The 20,940-nt window shown below is 48.6% G+C and carries 14 protein-coding genes; 11 read left to right on the top strand and 3 right to left on the bottom strand.

The window, feature by feature from the left end:
• The first annotated feature begins 35 nt into the window (after window positions 1-35).
• The 10 genes from BUA17_RS11340 to BUA17_RS11295 all read left to right on the top strand — a co-directional run bounded on the left by BUA17_RS11340 (window position 36) and on the right by BUA17_RS11295 (window position 14,693).
• A complete protein-coding gene (locus BUA17_RS11340) occupies window positions 36-1,295 on the top strand; it encodes a TRAFAC clade GTPase domain-containing protein (RefSeq protein WP_024632789.1) in 1,260 nt (419 codons plus the stop codon).
• Window positions 1,292-4,468, top strand: a complete 3,177-nt coding sequence (locus BUA17_RS11335) for a GAP1-N2 domain-containing protein (protein ID WP_072733669.1) — start codon at window positions 1,292-1,294, stop codon at window positions 4,466-4,468. The genes BUA17_RS11340 and BUA17_RS11335 overlap by 4 nt, the downstream gene beginning before the upstream one ends.
• Before the next feature lie 436 nt (window positions 4,469-4,904).
• Window positions 4,905-5,792, top strand: coding sequence for an ABC transporter ATP-binding protein (locus BUA17_RS11330; RefSeq protein ID WP_063566910.1), 888 nt, complete (start codon window positions 4,905-4,907; stop codon window positions 5,790-5,792).
• Window positions 5,793-5,882: 90 nt separating this feature from the next.
• A complete protein-coding gene (locus BUA17_RS11325; protein WP_063566911.1) occupies window positions 5,883-6,155 on the top strand; it encodes a hypothetical protein in 273 nt (90 codons plus the stop codon).
• A 187-nt stretch (window positions 6,156-6,342) separates the two neighbouring features.
• Window positions 6,343-6,825 carry a glutathione peroxidase gene (locus BUA17_RS11320; protein WP_063566912.1) on the top strand — a complete coding sequence of 161 codons (483 nt, stop codon included), beginning with the start codon at window positions 6,343-6,345 and terminating at the stop codon, window positions 6,823-6,825.
• 370 nt (window positions 6,826-7,195) lie between these two features.
• On the top strand, window positions 7,196-8,557 hold the full coding sequence (locus BUA17_RS11315; RefSeq protein ID WP_072733668.1) for an FAD-dependent oxidoreductase: 1,362 nt from the start codon (window positions 7,196-7,198) through the stop codon (window positions 8,555-8,557).
• A gap of 211 nt (window positions 8,558-8,768) precedes the next feature.
• Window positions 8,769-9,623 carry a formate/nitrite transporter family protein gene (locus tag BUA17_RS11310; protein ID WP_072733667.1) on the top strand — a complete coding sequence of 285 codons (855 nt, stop codon included), beginning with the start codon at window positions 8,769-8,771 and terminating at the stop codon, window positions 9,621-9,623.
• Window positions 9,624-10,077: 454 nt separating this feature from the next.
• Entirely contained in the window at window positions 10,078-12,141 is a 2,064-nt protein-coding gene (locus tag BUA17_RS11305; protein ID WP_139295650.1) for a molybdopterin-containing oxidoreductase family protein, read from the top strand.
• A 203-nt stretch (window positions 12,142-12,344) separates the two neighbouring features.
• Window positions 12,345-13,568 (top strand): MFS transporter, encoded by a 1,224-nt coding sequence (locus BUA17_RS11300; protein WP_072733945.1) that lies wholly within the window; start codon window positions 12,345-12,347, stop codon window positions 13,566-13,568.
• Window positions 13,569-13,778: 210 nt separating this feature from the next.
• Window positions 13,779-14,693 carry a class I SAM-dependent methyltransferase gene (locus BUA17_RS11295; protein ID WP_072733665.1) on the top strand — a complete coding sequence of 305 codons (915 nt, stop codon included), beginning with the start codon at window positions 13,779-13,781 and terminating at the stop codon, window positions 14,691-14,693.
• Window positions 14,694-14,881: 188 nt separating this feature from the next.
• On the opposite strand, the gene BUA17_RS11290 is transcribed toward BUA17_RS11295, so the two are convergent.
• From BUA17_RS11290 to BUA17_RS11280, 3 genes are all read right to left on the bottom strand, one after another.
• Entirely contained in the window at window positions 14,882-16,594 is a 1,713-nt protein-coding gene (locus tag BUA17_RS11290) for an ABC transporter ATP-binding protein (RefSeq protein ID WP_072733664.1), read from the bottom strand.
• Between the two features lie 100 nt (window positions 16,595-16,694).
• The gene (locus tag BUA17_RS11285) at window positions 16,695-17,702 is read right to left on the bottom strand and encodes an ABC transporter substrate-binding protein (protein ID WP_063566919.1); all 1,008 of its coding nucleotides are present in this window, start codon (window positions 17,700-17,702) and stop codon (window positions 16,695-16,697) included.
• A 97-nt stretch (window positions 17,703-17,799) separates the two neighbouring features.
• Window positions 17,800-19,449 (bottom strand): ABC transporter substrate-binding protein, encoded by a 1,650-nt coding sequence (locus tag BUA17_RS11280; protein ID WP_072733663.1) that lies wholly within the window; start codon window positions 19,447-19,449, stop codon window positions 17,800-17,802.
• Between the two features lie 457 nt (window positions 19,450-19,906).
• Here BUA17_RS11280 and BUA17_RS11275 point away from each other — a divergent pair, with 457 nt between their 5' ends.
• Window positions 19,907-20,923 carry a LacI family DNA-binding transcriptional regulator gene (locus BUA17_RS11275; RefSeq protein WP_063566921.1) on the top strand — a complete coding sequence of 339 codons (1,017 nt, stop codon included), beginning with the start codon at window positions 19,907-19,909 and terminating at the stop codon, window positions 20,921-20,923.
• The last annotated feature ends 17 nt before the right edge of the window (window positions 20,924-20,940 follow it).

Below are 20,940 nucleotides of genomic sequence, written 5' to 3'. Positions count from 1 at the left end.
CTTTTTGTCTAACTGATCAGGGGAGGGGAGTGGCTATGAGCTTTTTTAGTCGGTTTTTGAAGAGACAGCAGCCGGAAGAGCGGCCGTTGTTTTACGATATCGTATGTCCGTATTGTTTCAGCAAGTTTTCACCGGAGGAGGTTGTGTTCCGTGCTGCACATCATCGCGACGACGATGAGGACTACGCACTTGGGGAAGATGCGAAGCTGAATCGATATCGCGAACGGTTTGGACTGGATACGGTGTTTGATATGGAGGCCGTGCTGGCTCCGCATGATGTACCTGAGGAACATCGCATCTATTCGGATAACATTGTGATGGGACTGAACGATCGTTACGGTGTGGTTACACGGCGCCGGCTGTGTCCACAGTGCCATAACGAGCTGCCTGTCACGGCAGGCAAAGCACCAAGCAATATCATTTCCATTATTGGGGCATCCCAGGTGGGTAAATCCGTCTACATGACTTCATTGATTCATACATTGCAGCATTACACAGCCGATCATTTTGATGCGGCCTGCATGCCGCTGAACGCGGAGATTAGCCGCCGGTTCCGTGCAGATTATGAAGAACCGCTATTCGAGCGGGGCGATCTGTTGGATTCAACGCAGAAGGAGAAGCTGCAGGAGCCGTTTATTTTCCAATTTGTATTCAAGGATGAAGATAAAGCTCCGCTGACACTGGTGTTTTTTGACGTCGCTGGTGAAGGTATGGTGGAGCAGGACTATCTGGGACTTCACGGGCAGCATATCAAGAACTCGGCAGGCATTCTGTTCATGGTGGACCCGCTTCAGATTCGTTCCATCCGGGACAAAATCCGCATCAACCTCGGCAACGAGCCAGGCGAGTGGACGCCAAGATACGATGAGCCACGTGATGTGGTGTTAACGATGTTCGGTGACTTTATCGCGTACCAAGACAAAGCCAAGACGAATATTCCGACAGCCGTTGTACTCACCAAAAGCGACATGCTGCATTCCCTCAAGGATGAAGAGGGCGATTACATCAAATCCAACAGTAATGTATTCCGCAACATGGTGCACCGCGACTGGTTTGACCTGACCGAATTCGAGAATATCGACGGGGAGATCCGGCGTTTTATCGAGAAGGTGGACCGTCCGTTCAAAGGCACGATGGATGTGTACTTTAAGGATACGGCTTACTTTGCGGTGTCTGCGCTGGGAAGCAATCCGGTGGATATGAAGCTGCAAGGTGTGGTCAGTCCAATCCGTGTCGATGAGCCATTCCTCTGGCTGCTGTACAAGCTGAAGTACATTGAGGGGAGAGTGGGATGATGCGTTCTTCCATGACCCCGCCAATTGAACAACAGCTGTACACTCGAGAGCGGCGCGGGGTGTTTCGCACAACGGAGGGGTTCGATACGGTTGCCGCATCGCCGGGACTGGACCCTTCTTTTATCAAAAAAGTGCTTCATCCCTACTGCGTCTATGACGCTCCGGCGGAGCTGACGGGCCGGAGTGAGAAGGATGAGACGAAGTTTCCCCCGTCCATTCATCTGCTGCATCTGGAGAGCGGGGAGACGATTCTTGGGCAAAATGTGTACCAGTCCGTTGATTTCACCGGGCTGCGCAGCGCTTTTTTCGCTCATAACTATGTCTTGTCTCCCGAACGCTCGGAAGAGCAGATGAAGCAAGGCGGCTGGCTGGATGCTGTGTTCGCCACGTCATATGACATCGAACAAGGTACAGTGCTGCCATCGCTTAATGAATTGCCACGAGCAGCTGGTGTTGGACAAAGCTCTCCAAGTCAGATCCTTGGCGGTCTGAAAATGGACGAGGTGGTATTCAAACGCCTGCTCTACGCCGTCATGCAAGCCGTAGCGACACGTCGGAAGGTATACATTGCGCTGGATGTGCCCGCTGAGGAAGTTACAGCCGGAGCCAAGGGACTGCTGCGTTTGTTATATACGGCGCTGCCTTACGCGTTCCGGCGGCAGCTCGGCTTTATGACTTTTGCAAAGGAGCCGCAGGCAAAGAAAGGCATCCACCTTCAGTTTGTTGAGCGGGGCACGCTGCGTCCGAAAGATCGGAATACAGAGAAGGATTTCACCTTTGATCTGGTATCGGGCAGAGTTACCCATGCAGATGCATCTGTGGCGAAGCTTCCTTATACGGAATTCGCCTGGACCCTACTGCACGAACCTGCGGCTGCCGATTCATTTTATGCTTTTGCGGATGAGATGCTGTCCGGAATGGAGCCTGGACGGGAGCTCTCCATTGAAGCATACGGGGAACTTTCTATGTTCTATCGTCTGGAGCAGGGGATGGAAGAGTTATACCTGGATAACAAAAGCGATGTCCTAAGTGGATTGCTCACCTACTTGAAACCGGAAGGCGGAGCGCAGCAACGTTCTCGTTTGAACGAATTGTTCTTGACGTTGCTCAGTCGTGAGCTGGACAGCGTTAAACGGGAGAATGTACCTGAAGAATCGGTTGCAGCACGCATTGGGGAGTATTTCCGGGTCGCTGCGCCAGTCGTACAGTCCCGAATCGTGGATTATTTCATCTATGGTGTTAATAACGCCCGTTCGCAGAAACGTATGCGTGCCGTGCAGGAGCTGTATGGCTTGCTGGATCGGGACAGCCTGTTAAGCCGTGCTTTCTTCGACAAAGTGCTGGCGAACGAATCACTGACCAAGCTGCTGTTCGAGCCCTATCTGGATAATCAGCTGAAACGCACGGAATCAGCCGCCGATGTTGTGGAAGTGATCCAGAGATGGATTACATCTCACCCGTCTGCCATCCACAACAGTTTCTTGCTGGAACGGACAGGAACGGAGCTGCGTGAACGTTTGTGTTCTGCGCCCAACCCTGTTCAGTCTGCCAATGAGGCACTTAAGCGGGTTAGTATCTTGGATCGTGTACCAGTCGCAGGCTCCCTAGACACGGGTATTACCGCCCGGATTGGACAGTCTGGAGCTTCAGTTCGCGCTAACCGGAAAGGTGGACCTGGGTCCGCTGTCCAACCACCAGCGTATCAGGAGGATTTAACCCGGCTTGCAGATAAGCTGGCTTACGTTATTAACTTGTTTATGATCCAGGATCTCGATCTGGAGCGGGTTAACCGTGAACAGCTGTTAAGCATTGATATTTTGTTGCACGGAAACGAGGTTCGGGACTGGGCTGCTCGCCAGGGCTCAGATGTATCTGCGCGTACAAACATGATGCTGGCAGCGAGAGCATGGCTTAGCGGTGAGGGGCGTGACGAAGAGGAGTTGGAATCCCTCTCTTTGGCCGAACGTAATGAGCTCCAGCGCTGGACGCGTCGCTGGCTTGCCGGAGAGCTTCGTGATCGCCCAGATACGACTGCATTTGAAGCACTGCCGCTGGCTTTCTATCGCGGTGGCAGCGGTAGCAACAGACTCGATTATCCAGGCCTGATTGAATTTATCTATAGTAGTTCAGGACGTACAGAAGTGTTGTATCAATTTATGGAGTGGTCAGGGAATCAACGCTTGTTTATTCGCGGCTCTAACGCACATAAGGGATACTCGGATGCAATCGTGGCCTATTTCAAGGCCCATGATCGCGAAGCTTTTAAGTCAAAGTCAGCTTTCAAACCCTATTATGCCAGAGCAAGTAAGACGATGAAGCCGGCTTACGATCGCGCCAAAACAGAGTTGTCTTCCCCGCTGGTACGCATGCTGACAGGTAAAAGGAAGAACCTTTTTCTAGGATTGGTCATTGTCATTCTGATTCTTGGTATTGCTGGAGGCACGTATGCTTTGATGAGCGATAAGGCGAAGACACCTGAGGCATCACCTCCACCGACACAGGAGCCCGTTGTTCCAGCTGAACCGGAGGTGGAGCTCGCTGAACAGATCGCCTACCTCGTTCCTGCATCCGAAGCGGACGACGGCACACAGACGCCTGCCCAGTTGGTGATTCGTTACAGAGACGAAACGGACAGCAACGCTTTGCAAACGGACACTCTCATATGGAACTTGAAAGATGGTACGACACAGAAGCTCAATGCTGAGGGTGAATGGGAGAGTTTCAACCGAAATGAGGAGCCGGATGGCGAAGGTACAGCTGGTGACAGCTCAGAGGGTACGTCTGAAGGAAGCTCAGCAGGTTCTTCTACCGATAATGTGGACGATACTCAGCAGAGCGGAGAAGCCGAGCAAGGGGCAGATTCAGCCTCAACGGGGGATACCACTTCAAATCCCGCAGCAGGCAGCACATCGACGGATGGCGGTACTGGCACAGCCTCTGACACTACGGATGAAGGAGCTACACAGGGAGATGCAGGCGGCACGCCTTCAGATTCGTCTCAGTCTAAGGGAACAGAATCATCTTCAGTGGAAAATCTGACTGTTGCTGAAGCAGATCGTCTGTATCCCTATGGGCACCAAGTGGAGCTTCCGGCCGATTTTGATCTGAAGGACATCGTGAGTATCCAGAGTGGAACGCTCGTGATCAACCTAGTCCCGGAACCGAAGCTCTAAGCGGCATTAATTGAATATATTATTAATGGAATACAGCCACCTCGAAGAATTTCGTAGGGGCTGTATTTTTGTTTTTGCTCAATTGATGGGGAATGACATATACAAAATGAATCAATATAGGTCTAATTTTCACAATTCGGACACATTATTAAGATGTTGGGCAAGGATGAACATACGCAAAGCGATGAAATGCACGTACACGATGAGAAAAGCTCTCACATAAAGTGCGAAAAATTTGAACGATTTCTAGTAAAACACTTCAAAAATAGCTTTCAACTATCAAGGAATTTGGTATTTACTGTTGACAAATGATAATGATTATCAGTATCTTTAGAGTATAAGATCTTGTTGCGCCGGAAATACGCTGAACTACAATTTCGTTTTCGTTGTCATAGCCGGAATACATAACCGGGATAAATGAGAGAGGGATGATCGCATGTTTCGTCTGGAGACGTCCAAGTTGGATATCGCTTATGAGGAAAGACTGATTGTTGAAGATCTGAATATTCAAATTCCCCAAGGAAAAATTACAGCACTTGTTGGAGCCAATGGTTCAGGAAAGTCTACCATCCTGAAAACAATGGCACGGATCATGAATCCAAAAGCAGGTAGTGTATTGCTCGACGGGAAGTCCATCCATAAGCAGTCCACGCGTGAAGTAGCCAAGCAGCTTGCGATTTTGCCACAAAATCCAACAGCTCCTGAAGGACTTACAGTAACCGAACTTGTGTCCTACGGACGGTTCCCATATCAAAAAGGTTTTGGTTCGATGCGTGCTGAAGACAAACGCATGATTGAATGGGCTATCGAAGTGACAGGCATGACGGAGTTCCATGATCGTCCAATCGATCAACTGTCCGGTGGACAGCGTCAACGTGCCTGGATTGCCATGGCTCTTGCACAAGAGACAGATATTCTGTTCCTGGACGAGCCAACAACGTTCCTGGATATGGCTCACCAACTTGAAGTACTGCAATTGCTGGAGCAACTGAATGCCACAGCAAACCGTACAATCGTTATGGTTGTGCATGACTTGAACCATGCTTCCCGTTATGCGCATCACATGATTGGTATTAAAAAAGGTAAAGCCATCGCTACAGGTTCACCTGTAGAGGTTATGAACTCCGATGTGCTTCGCGAAGTATTTAACATTGAAGCTGATATCGTGATTGATCCTCGTTCCGGTGTACCGCTCTGCTTGCCTTACGCCCTTGCGGGTGAACGTCAGCAATCAGCACCTCCAGAACAAGTGCTCATGAACAGTGCAATGGTTCATGCTGGAGGACGGACAGAGCAACGCGTTCGTCACGCGACAGGAAGTTAATGAAACGGGCCATATGTGGTCCTAAACTATAGAATGAAGCCGCTGTGCGTTATGCACGCGGCTCATTCGCATTCTAGGAGGTCTACAGGAATGGGAGCAATCAACTACACCTGGTTACAGCAATATGGACGAATAACAACCGGGACGATCGATGAATCGGTCTTTGGCATGCCTTTGACGGCATTGAAACATCCGAAGCAGGCCAAGCTTATGCTGGAAGCTTATAATGAGCATCTTCGGGCCGATTCTCTTCGCTCAGCGGCTGTTTATTTCATGCATTCGGTTCGTGGCCTGATGATTGGGGTGACGAAGGCAGAGCGGCAAGAGCGGTATGATGCTATTTTGGTTGCGAAGTCAGGCTAAAAAGGGATATGTCCATGTCGATGGACAAAATTTGATTCTACGTATGAACTTAGGCAGGGTTTAATCGCAGATTTGGTAATTGACCGCCTCAGGTCTATAATATAGAGACAGGCTGTGTGCCGCATGCTTATTCGGTACAGTACATACAGCAGCCCAACCTACATCTTACTCATGGGAGGAATCAGTCATGTCCGTATATTCGTATCAGGCGGTAACGACCGCAAATCAGGAAGTTTCACTCGATTTGTATCAAGGCAAAGTGTTGGTGATTGCCAATACAGCCAGCAAGTGTGGGCTGACTCCACAATACGGTGAATTGCAGAAGCTCTATGATCGCTATCGTGATCAAGGCTTGGTTGTATTGGGATTCCCTTGTAACCAGTTCGGAGGCCAGGAGCCGGGTACCAGTGAGGAAGCAGAATCATTCTGCCAAATCAACTATGGCGTTAATTTCCCGGTGTTTGCCAAGGTCGATGTAAATGGTGAAGATGCGCATCCATTGTTCAAGTATCTGCGTGAGCAGCAACCTGGTGTTGGCGAAGACAATAACATCCAATGGAATTTCACCAAATTCCTCGTGAATCGTGAGGGTGAAGTTGTAGGGCGTGTTGAACCAAAAGAATCCCCTGAAGCCATGACTGCAGAGATTGAAAAGCTGCTTGGCGTATAAAATAAACGAAGAAGCCTGCCTCCAGATTGGAGGATAGGCTTTTTTTGATACAATTTTTTAGTGCAAATATCCTCTTCATATAAGTGTCTCCTCAGTAGTTATTACGCTTATTTTGAGCATAAACCAGCCATAAGCAGGGAAAACTGAAGTCAATGGAGATTGAGTCGATGACTCGCTTGATCGTAAATAAACCACATCCGAAAAATTTATTTTGATTAACCCCTTGCAATGTGAAAAATATCACATTATAATAAGTGTACAAAGTGAAATAAATCACATAAGCAGTATTCATTTAGAAGTGAAATATTTCACAACCACAATGACGTTAAATTCAATTTTTTATTTATATACTCCAAGGGGGAACCTTATCATGAAAATCGCAGTTATCGGATGTACACATGCAGGAACCGCAGCCATCGTTAACACCGCCAAATTGTACCCGGATGCTACCATTACAGTGTATGAGCGCAATGACAACATCTCCTTCTTATCATGTGGCATTGCGCTTTATGTAGGTGGCGTGGTGAAAGATCCAGACGGATTGTTCTATTCTTCGCCAAACCAACTGGCCGAGCTCGGTGTCGTTACCAAAATGCTTCATGAAGTGACGTCAGTAGATGCTGCGGGTCACAAACTTCAGGCTAAAAACTTGAAAACAGGGGAAGAATTCGAAGATACCTTCGACAAGCTGATCGTGACCACGGGTTCATGGCCTGTCGTACCGAAGCTGGAAGGCATCGAGATGGACAACATTTTACTTTGCAAAAACTACAACCATTCCAACACGATTATTGAGAAAGCCAAGCATGCCAAACGTATTACTGTGGTAGGAGCCGGATATATCGGCATTGAGCTGGTGGAGGCTTTCCAAATGAACGGCAAGGAAGTTACACTGATCGATAGTGTGGACCGGATCTTGAACAAATATCTCGACCCCGAGTTCACGGATGCTATTGAAGAAACGTTGACTGGACACGGCATCAAGCTGGCGCTGGGCCAAACTGTTCAGAAGTTTACCGGAGAGAATGGCAAAGTGAACAAGGTCATTACATCCAAAGGAGAGTTCGATACAGACCTCGTTATTCTGTGCATTGGTTTCCGTCCAAATACCGAGCTGCTCAAAGGCCAAGTGGATATGCTGCCGAACGGTGCAATCATCGTGGATAAATATATGCAAACCAGCCAAAAAGACGTCTTCGCTGCTGGAGACAGCTGTGCAATTCATTACAACCCAACTGGCAAGGCAGCGTACATTCCACTGGCAACCAACGCAGTGCGGATGGGTACACTCGTAGCAAGGAATCTTGTTCGTCCTACGACACGTTATATGGGTACACAAGGCACATCAGGTATTAAAATTTATGAGCAAAATATTGCAGGTACAGGCTTGACGGAAGCATCTGCTGCGGATGAGGGTCTGGTCGTTGAAGCTGTAACGCTTGAAGATGCTTACCGTCCAGAGTTCATGCCAACGGCAGAGAAGCTGCTGCTCAAAGTAATCTATGAACAGGCTACACGCCGCATTGTTGGTGCGCAGGTCATGTCACAAGCTGATCTGACACAGTCGATCAATACGATCTCTGTCTGCATCCAGAACAACATGACGGTAGATGAGCTGGCCTTCATCGACTTCTTCTTCCAGCCACATTACAACAAACCATGGAACTTCCTGAACTCGGCGGGTCTTCAGGCGTTGCCACCAGTAGAAGTAAAAACACCAGCGATGGTATAACCATAAATATCTGAGAACTGCCGCAGTCATTCTGCGGTAGTTCTTTTTGTTTTTTCTGCATATCAAGCAAGACACAACGGAAATATTAAAATGTAGTTTTCAGACTTTGTGATAAAAGTAACAAACCTCTTGAAACCTTCGCGATACAATGAACATATCAACAAAACAGGTTGAATTATGATGTTCATGAACTGTGAAGGAGAGGATCGTTATGGCAGCAAAAACACCTCTTGAGGTTGCACAATATACGGCGCATACGGGGATGAAGAAAGCCCAAAATCCGGTGTCCTCCGTATTGATACTCAGTTTTCTGGCAGGCGCTTTTATTGCGCTTGGATTTCTGCTGGATATTCGGGTCATTGCCTCTGCTCCGGCCGAGTGGGGCAGCTTGGTTAATCTGATTGGCGCAGCAGTGTTCCCGGTAGGTTTGATATTGGTGCTGATTGGCGGTGGGGAACTGCTAACAGGCAATATGATGGCTGTTCCACTCGCGACGATTGCACGTAAACTGTCCGCAGGCAACATGTTGAAGAATCTCACCTTAGTAACGATAGGTAATTTCCTTGGGGCGATCTTTGTGGCCTATGCGTTTGGGCATGTGCTTGGTCTGACGGCAGAGGGGGCTTATTTGACCAAAGTGGTGGATATGGCTGGACACAAGCTGGACGACAGCTTCCTTCAGGCTTTTATATCCGGGATCGGGTGTAACTGGCTGGTCGCTCTCGCGGTTTGGTTGTCTTATGCATCGGATACGATGAGTGGAAAAGTATTGGGCATATGGTTCCCAACGATGGCCTTTGTAGCTATTGGATTCCAGCACGTTGTCGCCAACATGTTCCTGATTCCTGCTGCGATCTTTGAAGGGCATTATTCGTGGGGACAATACGTCATGAATTTCATTCCGGTATGGCTTGGCAACCTGACGGGAGGGGCGCTGTTTGTCGCGGCTGCCTACTGGATGGTGTACCTGCGCAAGCATGAGCCGGAAGTGAAGCCTGAGGTGGCCATGGCGGCGGCCCAGCCTGTGGAAACGGAAGCCAGACCGATGTGGAGCAAGCAGGCGTAGCGGCATTTTGCACAGTAACCGAGTTAGCGGTGTAACCGTGATGCGAGTGCGAGAACGAGTGGAAAGACGAATGCAAAGTAAACAGGAGGCGATTCTGATCTCGTTCAAGTCATGGCTGTCTGCTGTGATGGGCGGGAAAAGAATCGTTTTTTTTTTGCAAAAAAATATCCACGCAAAATAAATTCGCCATGACAAGGTTCGGGGGAACGAAACCTGTTCATGGCGAATTTCGGGAGTGGTCCATGATATGGCATGAGGAGGAAGTGGGGAAACACTAGCCTAATGCCTTATTTTTAATTTACCCCTGAATTTCGAGATTGAATCAAAGGGAAAAAAGATTTTTTTGTAAAAAATTTGGAGCGGTTGTGGCGTTAAAAAAAGACTGTTCTCTTTACGCGATTACCAGGAAGAAGATATGATATGAGGATAGCTTTGAAGGGGGAGGGACTTGTATATGATCGATCAGGAGAATGGCGTATTCCCGGCAGTTTGCCCGCTCGATTGTCCGGATACTTGCGGCCTGCTGCTTCATAAGGAGAACGGTAAGATCGTGAAGGTTGCGGGCAATCCGGACCATCCGATTACAAAAGGCGCCATCTGTAACAAAGTCCGAAATATGACGGAGCGGGTGTATCACCCCGAGCGGCTGCAATATCCGATGCGACGCATCGGAGCCAAGGGCGAAGGCCAGTTCGAGCGAATCAGTTGGGACGAAGCCATCGGCGAGATTACGGCGAGATTCAGTTCGCTGGCAGCTACCTACGGACCGGAGAGCATCCTGCCCTACAGCTTCTATGGAAACATGGGCATTCTTGGTGTGGATGGCATGGATCGTCGATTTTTCAATGCGCTAGGTGCGAGCAAGCTGGAACAGACCATCTGTAATGCAGCGGGAAATACCGGCTGGAAATATACGATGGGTGCGAACCGTGGAACATTGCCCGAGGATACAGAGCATGCGGATGTCATTCTGGTGTGGGGAGGAAACATCGTCAGCACCAATATGCATCAGGTTGTTCTGGCCGAGAAAGCCCGCAAAAAGGGCGCCCAAATCGTCGTTATTGATGTCCATCGCAATCGGACCGCCCAATGGGGAGACTGGTTCATTCCACTCTACCCCGGTACAGACAGTGCACTGGCACTCGGATTAATGCATGTACTGTTCGAGCAGGGGTTGACGGATGAGGCTTTTATGCAAAAGTATACCGTTGGCCATGAGGCACTGCGTGATCATGTCCGCAGCTACACCCCTGAGCGTGTCGCACGTATTACAGGTGTGCCGGAAGCGGACATCGTGAAGCTGGCTGAGCTCTATGGCAATGCACAGGCAGCTCATATTCATATCGGCAATGGCCTCCAGCATCACGACAACGGTGGCATGAACGTCCGCAGCGTAGCCTGTCTGCCTGCCATTACAGGGCAGTGGCTGAAGCGCGGCGGGGGCGCTATTCGTACCAACAGCTACGCGAGCACCAATAGCGATGCGCTCGAGCGTCCTGAGCTGCGGCAGAACCCGGAGCCGCGCGTGGTGAACATGAACCGGATTGGCGAAGCGCTACTGGAAGCGGAGCAGCCGATCCGGGCGTTGATGGTCTACTGCAGCAATCCACTGGTGGTGGCACCAGATACCGAGCGGGTGGAGCGAGGTTTTGCACGAGAAGATCTGTTTACGGTAGTCCATGACCTATTCATGACGGATACGGCGAAATACGCAGATATTGTGCTGCCTGCGACGTCTTCATTTGAAACGACGGATCTATATACGTCCTACTGGCATCAGTATGTTCATTTGCAAGAGCCAGTCATTGCGCCTTTGGGCGAGAGCAAGAGCAATGTTGAATTGTTCTCTTTGCTTGGACAGGCGATGGGGTATGACCCGGAGATTTTCGGTGAGACACCGGAACAGATGATCGAGGAAGCACTTCAGGGTACGGGCAATCCCTACATGAACGGAGTAACCTTGGAAGGGCTGAAGCAGCATCATTTCGTCAAGCTGGATATGTCTGCACATGACTCCTATTTGGATCAGTTGCCCACGCCTTCGGGGAAAATCGAGCTGTATTCGGAAACGATGGCACAGAAGGGACTGCCTCCGTTGCCTACGTATAGTGCACTCGTGGAGGGGTATGACGGGGAAAACCCGGCTGGACCTGCGGATGTTTATCCGCTGATGTTTCTGTCGCCGCCAAACCATAATTTCCTGAATTCCACCTTTGCCAATTCGGCCAAACATCAACGTTTGGAGAAGATGCCATTATTGCAAATGCACCCAGAGGACGCCTCTCACAGACAGGTGGAAGACGGGGATGCGGTGGTCGTATGGAACGACCGTGGCCGGATCGAGCTAACCGCCAAAGTGAGTGAATCCATGCTGCCAGGAACGGTGATTAGTCAAGGCTTATGGTGGGATGGTAATGGCAAAAAACAGCGGGCGAACTCGCTCACGTCTAATCGTCTGTCCGACATGGGGAATGGGGCAACATTCTTCTCGGCCACTGTCGAAGTGAAGCGTCAATGAATGTGCTTGCAGATCGGATCTTTTCAGGTAAGATGAACAATGGATAGTTCGTAAGCAGAATGATAAAGAGCAAGATTCGGAATTCAAATTTCTAAATTCTAAATTCAAGTGGCCTTCGCTCTGGCTAATTATGCCGTCAGGGCAAGGGTCTATTTTTTATGGCAATATGCTTTTTGAAGGCACTAAGGAGAATAAACAAGATGATGAGATGGCTGGATACGTATCCAAAAGAAGTGAAAATATTTTTGCTGGCAAGTTTGGTCAATGCGACAGGCAGTGCCTTGATGTGGCCGCTGACCACGATGTATGTATTTGACGAGCTTGGACGCACGATGGCGAACGCGGGGTTTGTTATTCTGATCCAGTCGCTGGGCGGCATCTTCGGGCAACTGCTCGGCGGTGCATTGTACCACCGGGTGGGCGTCAAGAAGCTGATCATCGGATCGCTGGCGTTAAATGCGGTAGGGCTGTTTGCTCTGCCGTGGATTAGCGCGTATTGGGTTGTGTTTATGTGTGCCATGGGCTGGATCGGTCTATTCAGTTCATTGTCGTTACCAGCTATTCAAGCCTTTATTGGCTTCCGGTTTGCGGAACGACGCGGGGAATTGTTCAATGTGATCTATGTCGCCAACAATATCGGTGTGGCAATTGGTACAGCGCTCAGTGGTTTTCTGGCTGACTTTTCCTATCACCTCAGCTTTATACTGAACGGGGTGACCTCCGCCGGGTTTGCGATTTTCTTCTGGTATTATCTGTCGCGGGCAGAACCGGATCAGGGCGAAGTACATCTGACCAAACGCAAAACGGTTCCCGATGGGCCGGGCGTCTGGGCGCTGCTGGGCAACACCAGATTATATCTGTTCATGAGCCTGGGCGTGCTGTTCCTGCTGTTCGGTAATTCCATCTGGAATACGGGTGTGTCTCCGTATATTATTTCCGAGGGTATGGAGAAAAGAATGTACGGTCTGCTCTGGACTCTAAATGGGGTGCTGATCTTTGTGGGACAACCCTTCACCAATTGGGTCAAGCGTACGATGGCCCGTACATCGACTGCTCAGATGACTGCAAGTGCGGTGTTCTATGGCATGGCCTACATCGTCATGATCACCATGTATAGCTATCCGGGTATGGTGCTTGCAATGGTACTGGCTACCTTTGGGGAAATGCTGATCTCACCTGCTACGCCGGCATTCATCTCAGAGCATGCCGGAAGAGCGGCACCTTTCTACATCGGGATCTCCGGTGGTATCGGTGCGGTTGGACGGGTTATCGGGCCGTATGCAATGGGGGTCATGTACGACAAACAGGGACTGATTCCTGTAGCGTGGCTGGCGACTGGCACGGCGGTTATTGCGGTGCTTGGTTTTGTACTGCATGCGGTGCTGAACCGCAACCGTGAAGTGAAGGAGTACGGATTGGACGCTTAGCTTTTTCTGATTGAATGCTATGAGGGAGGAAGAGGACAGATTGGAGTGGAGGGGCAAAGAAAGCCATTTTAATCTGTCGGATCATCCCGTAGATGTAGATTGACAAAAAAATCTTTTTATGATATAATTTACATATAAAAACATTCCGTATATACTAAGGTTCTCCTGGCCAGGGGGAATCTTATTTTTGTTTGTACGGGAGGATGAAATATGAAGCAAAATGAGTCCAGCATCACATCCTTGATTTCGGCTTTTGGCCGAGCCTACCACTGCCAGTACGATACACCTCTTATTTTCGATGATTATATAGCTAAAGAGCTTATTACTCCGCAAGAGTTTGCGGGTATTCGCGAGAATATGATTCAAGGTATCCATTTTTTCAACCCGGACATGGCTCACCTGATCAAGGACGACCCGGATACGATTTTAAAATGGATTACCCAGGTACAGTTATCTCCAATAACACTGGCTCGGGCTGCTTATTGTGAGCATGTACTGCTGCATGAAATCACGTTGGGATTGAAGCAGGTTGTCATTCTTGGCGCGGGGATGGATACATTTGCTATGAGGCATCCGGAACTGGAGGACACTCTAGAACTATTTGAAGTGGATTATCCAACTACACAGCAATTCAAGCGGGAGCGTCTGAACCAGGCCAAGTTGATCATGCCGGACAATCTTCATTTGGTGCCAATGGATTTTACCCATGAGCCTTCGTATGAACGTTTGACTAAGGAAGGCTTGAAGAAGCGAAAGACGATGGTTACTCTATTAGGCGTTTCGTATTATTTGACCAAAGAAGATCTGTCCAACTTGCTCCGACATGTATTTTGGAATCTTCCAACGGGTAGCTCCATTGTGCTGGATTATGCAGATGAGCATCTCTTTGAGGAAAAAGGAAGGTTTAACCGGGTTGAAAATATGGTTAAGATGGCTGCAATGGGGGGCGAGCCGATGCAATCCTGCTTCACTTACGATGAGATGGAGCGGTTATTGGCGGATGTGGGACTTCTCATATATGAGCATCTATCGCCGGAGGACATACAGGATCGATATTTCAACAATCGTACAGATGACTTATCTGCCTTCGAAACAAACCATTTCATCCATGCGGTCAAAAAATAAAATCCTATTCCTGATATGATTATCACAGATTAGGATCTGAATAAGAAAGGGATGTCCCATAAGTCATTGAACATGACGGGGACATCCCTTTTTAGCGTTAGTACTGTTTAACGAACTGAGCGCGTGTTATTGGCGCCAATTTCCACAGGTCTGTGGTTTAACGAAACCAAGAGACGTTACTTCCGCACCTATCCAAACTGGGCTTGATGCAATCGGCTATACGAGCCCTGACGCGCCAGAAGTTCATCATGGCTGCCTTGCTCGGCTACGCCGCCATTTTCCACTACCACAATACGATCGGCGTGTCTGATCGTTGCCAGTCGATGGGCGATGATCAGTGTAGTACGTCCTTGTGACAGCTCAGATAGAGCCAACTGAATGGCGGCTTCCGTCTCGGTATCAAGTGCGGAGGTCGCTTCATCCAGAATGAGGATCGGCGGATTTTTCAAAATCATGCGAGCAATGGATAGACGTTGCTTCTGTCCTCCAGACAATTTGACGCCCCGCTCACCAATTAGAGTATCGAGTCCTTCCGGTTGAGATTGTACCAGCTCTTCCAGTTGGGCCCGGCGAATGGCTTGCCAGATTTCTTCATCAGGTGCATCCAGTTTGCCGTAGGCAATATTTTCACGGATCGACCCATCAAACAGGAAAATATCCTGCTGCACAATTCCGATATGGGAGCGCAGCGACTCCAGTGTCATATCTCTTACCGGAATCCCATCAATAGAGATGTGCCCCGCATCCACATCGTAAAAGCGTGGAATAAGACTGCACAGCGTAGATTTGCCTGCACCCGAAGGTCCAACCAGCGCTACCGTTTGTCCTGCCTTAATCTCCAGATTCACCTGATCCAAGGTTGGTTTGTGTTCCCCATAAGCAAATGAAACGTCATGGAAGGCGATGTCGCCTTTCACATGTGGGATGGATTTGGCTTGTGGTGTATCATCCACATCGGGCTCGGCTTCCAGCAGCTCCAGGTAACGTCTGAATCCAGCGATGCCTTTGGGATACGTTTCGATGACGGAATTGATCTGCTGAATCGGTCCAAGAAACACATTGGATAACATGACAAAGGCAATAAATTCTCCGTAGGTCATGCTGCCCTGAATGACAAACCACGTACCGCACACCAGTACAAACAGCGAGACAAATTTCATCAGAATGAAACTGAGCGAGGAATTCCACGCCATAATCCGGTAGGTGATCAGTTTGGTAAGACGGAAGCGTTCATTATTTTCGACAAAACGTTTCACTTCATGCTTTTCATTGGCAAAAGCCTGTACTACACGAATTCCGCTCACATTGTTCTCTACGCGTGCGTTATAATCTGCAATATCCGCAAACATACGCTTGAACGCTTTGGACATTTTGCGGCTGAAATAGAGGGAAAGGAAGATCATCAGTGGTACGATGATGAAGGTCATGACAGCCAGTTGCCAGTTGATACCCAGCATAATGCCGAAGGCTCCAGCCAACGTCATCAGGGCAATGAACAGATCCTCGGGTCCATGATGCGCAATCTCACCTATATCCATCAGGTCATTGGTCATGCGAGAGACGAGGTGCCCCGTCTTGTTGTTATCGAAAAAGCGGAAGGATTGCTTCTGCACACGTTGGAACAGTTCCCGCCGCATATCGGATTCGATGTTAATACCCAGCTTATGTCCCCAGTAGGTGACTGCATAATGGAAAAAGGAACTGAGCAGATAGATGCCCAGTAATCCGGCACAGGCTGATAAGATCATGGACCAGTTGCCTGCGGGAAGCAGCTGATCGACAACTTTGTTTACAGCCAAGGGAAACGCAAGTTCCAGCAGTGCAGCCAGAATCGCACAGGAGAAGTCCAATATAAAGAGTCCCCGATAAGGACGATAATAAGCCATAAAACGGCGAAGCATATGTAGTCACTCCTCTCTCTAACGCAAAAGCCCAGGCAGGCTGATCGGCCTGTCCGGACATTACGTTTCTTCCTATGAAATGATTATTGAATCCATCCTCTTATTTACGATTTTGCTGTGCACGTTCTACGATCATATCAGCGAATTCTTCAGCCTGACTCTGAATTGCAATCGGATCGAAGTACCAGTAGCGATCTTCCTGTAATTCGTACACCTGATTGTTCTTCACAGCCGGGAGCGATTGCCAGATGGAATCACCTTGGTAATTTTTATTGTTTTCCCCTACGGTCAGGAAGATATGGTCTCCTGCATAATCACCAACGACTTCACGCGATATCTCTTTCCACTGGGTATCACCCATCAGTTCTTTCTTGGTGATTTCGAGTGGTGTAAGTTCCAAAGCGCGATAAACGGCTTGTCCACCGCGACCAAAGTTGTCTCCATAGCCATAATAGCTCTTGTCTGATACTTCGAGGATGGAGAAGGTTTCCTCCGGTTTAATGACTGCTTTTACTTTGGCGCGAGCGGCTTCAATACGTTCGTCGTACGTTTTCAGCCAGGCTTCGGCTTCTTCGGATTTGTTCATGAGTTCTCCGAAGCCTCGAATTTCATCCTCTACATTGGTAAACGTGCCGTAGGGAATGACCACGGTAGGTGCGATTTTTTGATAACTCTCAATTTCTTCAGCTTTATCAGAGTAGGTAATGATCAGATCCGGGTCCAACGCGACGACCTTCTCCAAGGATACGGCACCCCGGTCGCCAATATTCTCTATGCCCTCCACTTGATCGGCGTAGAATGGATTTTCCAGATAATATTTAATAGAGCCAACGGGCTTTACACCAAGTGCGAGCAGATCACTTACGTACATATCCGTAACAATCCGTTTCGGTTCAGCCGGAATTTCCACATCTCCACTTAATGACTTGTAGATCCGCGTAGCACCCGAAGAATCGGTATTAGTTTCGGTCGAACTTGTAGTCGATTCTGAACCCGCCGCTGTTGGTTCCGTTGTGCCGGAACCCGTACCGCTGTTACAGGCAGCCAAAATCATGATGATGGCGAGCATGAGCAGCAAGCCGGAAAAGCGTTTTTTTGCAGCAAACATATAATTGTTCCCCCTGTGTATATAATCAATAATGATTATTATTCTCATTACTAACATAGAGGATGACGTAACATTTGTACATGGACATCTATGATGACTAATGCATGGACAGATGTGATGTCAGTTTGTGCATGATGTGCTGCAATTGCTCCATAACCGAGATGGGGTCGAATCCATAAAACATATCCGCATCAATCTCGTACAGGCGCCCTTCCCGGACCGCACTCAAGGTGTTCCAGGACTCCTGAGCAAATAGCTTGTCTACAGCATCCTGCTCTGATGATTCCCTAGCATAATCAATAAAAATATGATCTGCCGCATACAAATGAATTTCATTTAGTGGAACATGGATGTAACCTGTGAGTAGTTGTCCATCCTTCTTCATCCGTGCAGGAGGGGTGAAGCCCAGCGATTGATACAAAATATGAGAAGCTCTACCCCATCCGTGACCATAGATGTACGCTCCACTCTCACCAATCATGAAAATGCATACTGCTGAACCCCGTTCACCCATGATCTGATCGAGTGTACGATTGGCCTCTTGCTGAAGCGTATCATAATGGTCTAACAGCGCACGTGCTTTGGCTTCCAGACCCGTGATACGTCCCAAATGGATGAATTGCTCCTGCCAGTCAAGTTCCTCAAAAGGCATCAAAATCGTTGGTGCAATCTGCCGTAATTCATCCATGCCGGAATGAGGTGCATAACCAAGGATGACATCGGGATGAGCGTCTGCGATTAGATCCGGATGATTAATGAGATCATGCTCATAACACTGATCAAATTGGTTTTGTCCATTTTCAATAAGTCTACTTTTCATCCATCCTGCAACGGCACCCAGATGCGGGATGTGGCCCAGTGCGAGCAAGGAAGCGGTATAGTTGTATGTAAGACTTGCGATTTTTTTTGGCGTTCTCCGATAGAGAGTCGGTGCACAACCTACCGTTTGTTTAAATTTTCGACTTAAATAAAAGGTATCCCTGTATCCCGTCAACTGCGCAAGCTCTTGCAATGTGGGATTGGCAAACAGCAGGTGTTCCTGGGCAATTCGAATTCTTAACCGGGTAACATACTCCACAAACGTAAGTCCGGTGTACTTCTTGAATTCTCTTGAAAAATGCTCTGGACTCACATTAACCTCTTTCGCTAATTGCTCACGTGTAAAAGAATGAGTAATTCTTTCATGGATGTGCGCGATGACGATGTCCAGCCAGGAATGATCTTCATGAGCCAAACGCACAGCATGATCTCGCAACGTATCCAGCAGCTGATAAAACAGCATATGAGGTTTGAATGGTCCGGACTCATCGTGTTTCGAGCTGGACTGAACCAACTCGGAGATCAGCTCGGCAATAAGACGGCTCGTAACGGAAACAGGATGTCCGAATGGCCAGAGCCTTTGTTCGTTATCTGCAAAATCAAAGGCCATTGCAATACCCTGAACGGGTGAAAGGGAACCACGCTTGCTTTCATGCTGAAGCAGGGTTCCAGCTTGGCGTACGATAGCAGAGCCGGTATTTACCATCAATTGACCATTCGAACTGATCAGTCTTGCCTGACCAGAGGTGATGACATAAAGAACGTGCTTGCTGCTCCACAGCTCATCGATACGGGAGAAGGCTTCCCGATCATGGAGCTGCACCAGATGACACAGCTTGAACATTGCCGGAGGCACGTTTGTGATTTGCTGCAAGCGGCCGGGGGTGTTCAGGGATGATTTATGAAAGCTTAGATCCAGATTGCTCATAATTTAATGGACTCCTTATAGAGGATTGGACTAATAAGCAGTATAATACCACAAAGGTGTAATGGGGACCCCGCGAATCATTCCCTTCACATATTTCTGTGAAAAATGGATAAAGAGGTTGAAATCGCTATCAACACCGACTATAATGAAAATGTCGAAACGTTTCAATCTATGGTTTACAGGCGTGTTCATTGTGATTTATAATGAATTCTTCCTCTTGTCCAATATTGAAATGTTGTCAATCGACCAAGCTATATGTACAATTAAAGGGTATATGATTCAGCAGTGATGCTTAAAAGACGTGAAGAGAAATTTTTTTTGAAAACACTTCGAAACGTTTCGATAAATGAGAATTGATGCCATTTCTAATGGATAATGCATAGGAATGAGTGGTTGTTGCAACCATTTACAGTATAAAATGATAGGTAACAAGAAAGTTAGAAGGAGCGAACGTGGAATGGCAACGATTAAGGATGTGGCAAAGCTGGCAGGCGTGGCGCTCTCGACCGCTTCCTATGCACTGAATGGGGACAGCAAGGTAAGTGCCAAGACCAAGGCAAAAGTGCTGGCGGCAGCACGGGAACTGAATTATCGCAAAAACGGCTTTGCCATGGACCTGAAACGGAGCCGGACGAACACGATTGCGTTGATTCTTACAGATCTCTCGGGTCCGTATTACTCCGAATTGATTCGCAGCGTACAGGACGTAGCGCTGGCTAACGGATATGATCTGATTGCTTGCAGCTCTATGGGAGGACGCGACTCCACAGCGGTTCGTTTCTTGCGAGAGAAAAGAGTGGATGGTGCTATTATCCTGGCTCATAACATCCATGATGATATCCTGGTGGAATCTGCAGGCGAACGTTTCCCTATCATTGTGATGGATCGGCAGCTGTCGAGTAGCCATCTGGTCAACGTGCTGGTGGACGGGGAGCAAGGTGGTTACCTGGCTACACGTCACCTCATTCAGAAGGGGCATAAGACCATCGCCTATATCAGCGGGCCATCCAATTCTTATGATAATGCTCTGCGTTATCAAGGATATTTGCGAGCAATGCAGGAGGCGGGCCTTGAAGAGAAGTCCAAATGGCGTCTAAGCGGTAATTTTGTACGTGAGGGCGGATATAGTGCAACCAAGATGATGGTTATGCAGGGCGAGCTTCCATCTGCTGTATTTTACGGGAATGACGAAATGGCGATTGGTGGACTGAAAGCATTTGAAGAGAGCGGCATTTCGGTACCGAATGACATTTCGATAATCGGGTTTGATGATATTCAACTGTCCGAATATGTTCATCCTCCGCTTACGACGGTGCGGCAGCCCAAGCATGAAGCAGGGTCATTGGCAGGACATTTGCTCTTCCAGATGCTGAACGGCGAAGCTGTGAATACATCGTATACGTTAACCATTGATCTGGTGGAGCGCGAGTCTGTACGATCGGTACAGGTAGAGTCAGGAAACCAGCCGGCCTAGGAAGTAACTCGCCCTCT

The sequence above is a fragment of the Paenibacillus sp. ov031 genome (genome assembly GCF_900143165.1).
Taxonomy (GTDB): Bacteria; Bacillota; Bacilli; order Paenibacillales; family Paenibacillaceae; genus Paenibacillus; species Paenibacillus marchantiae.
Note: the sequence above shows the minus strand (reverse complement) of the source record. Positions and strands in the feature narration are given on the sequence as shown.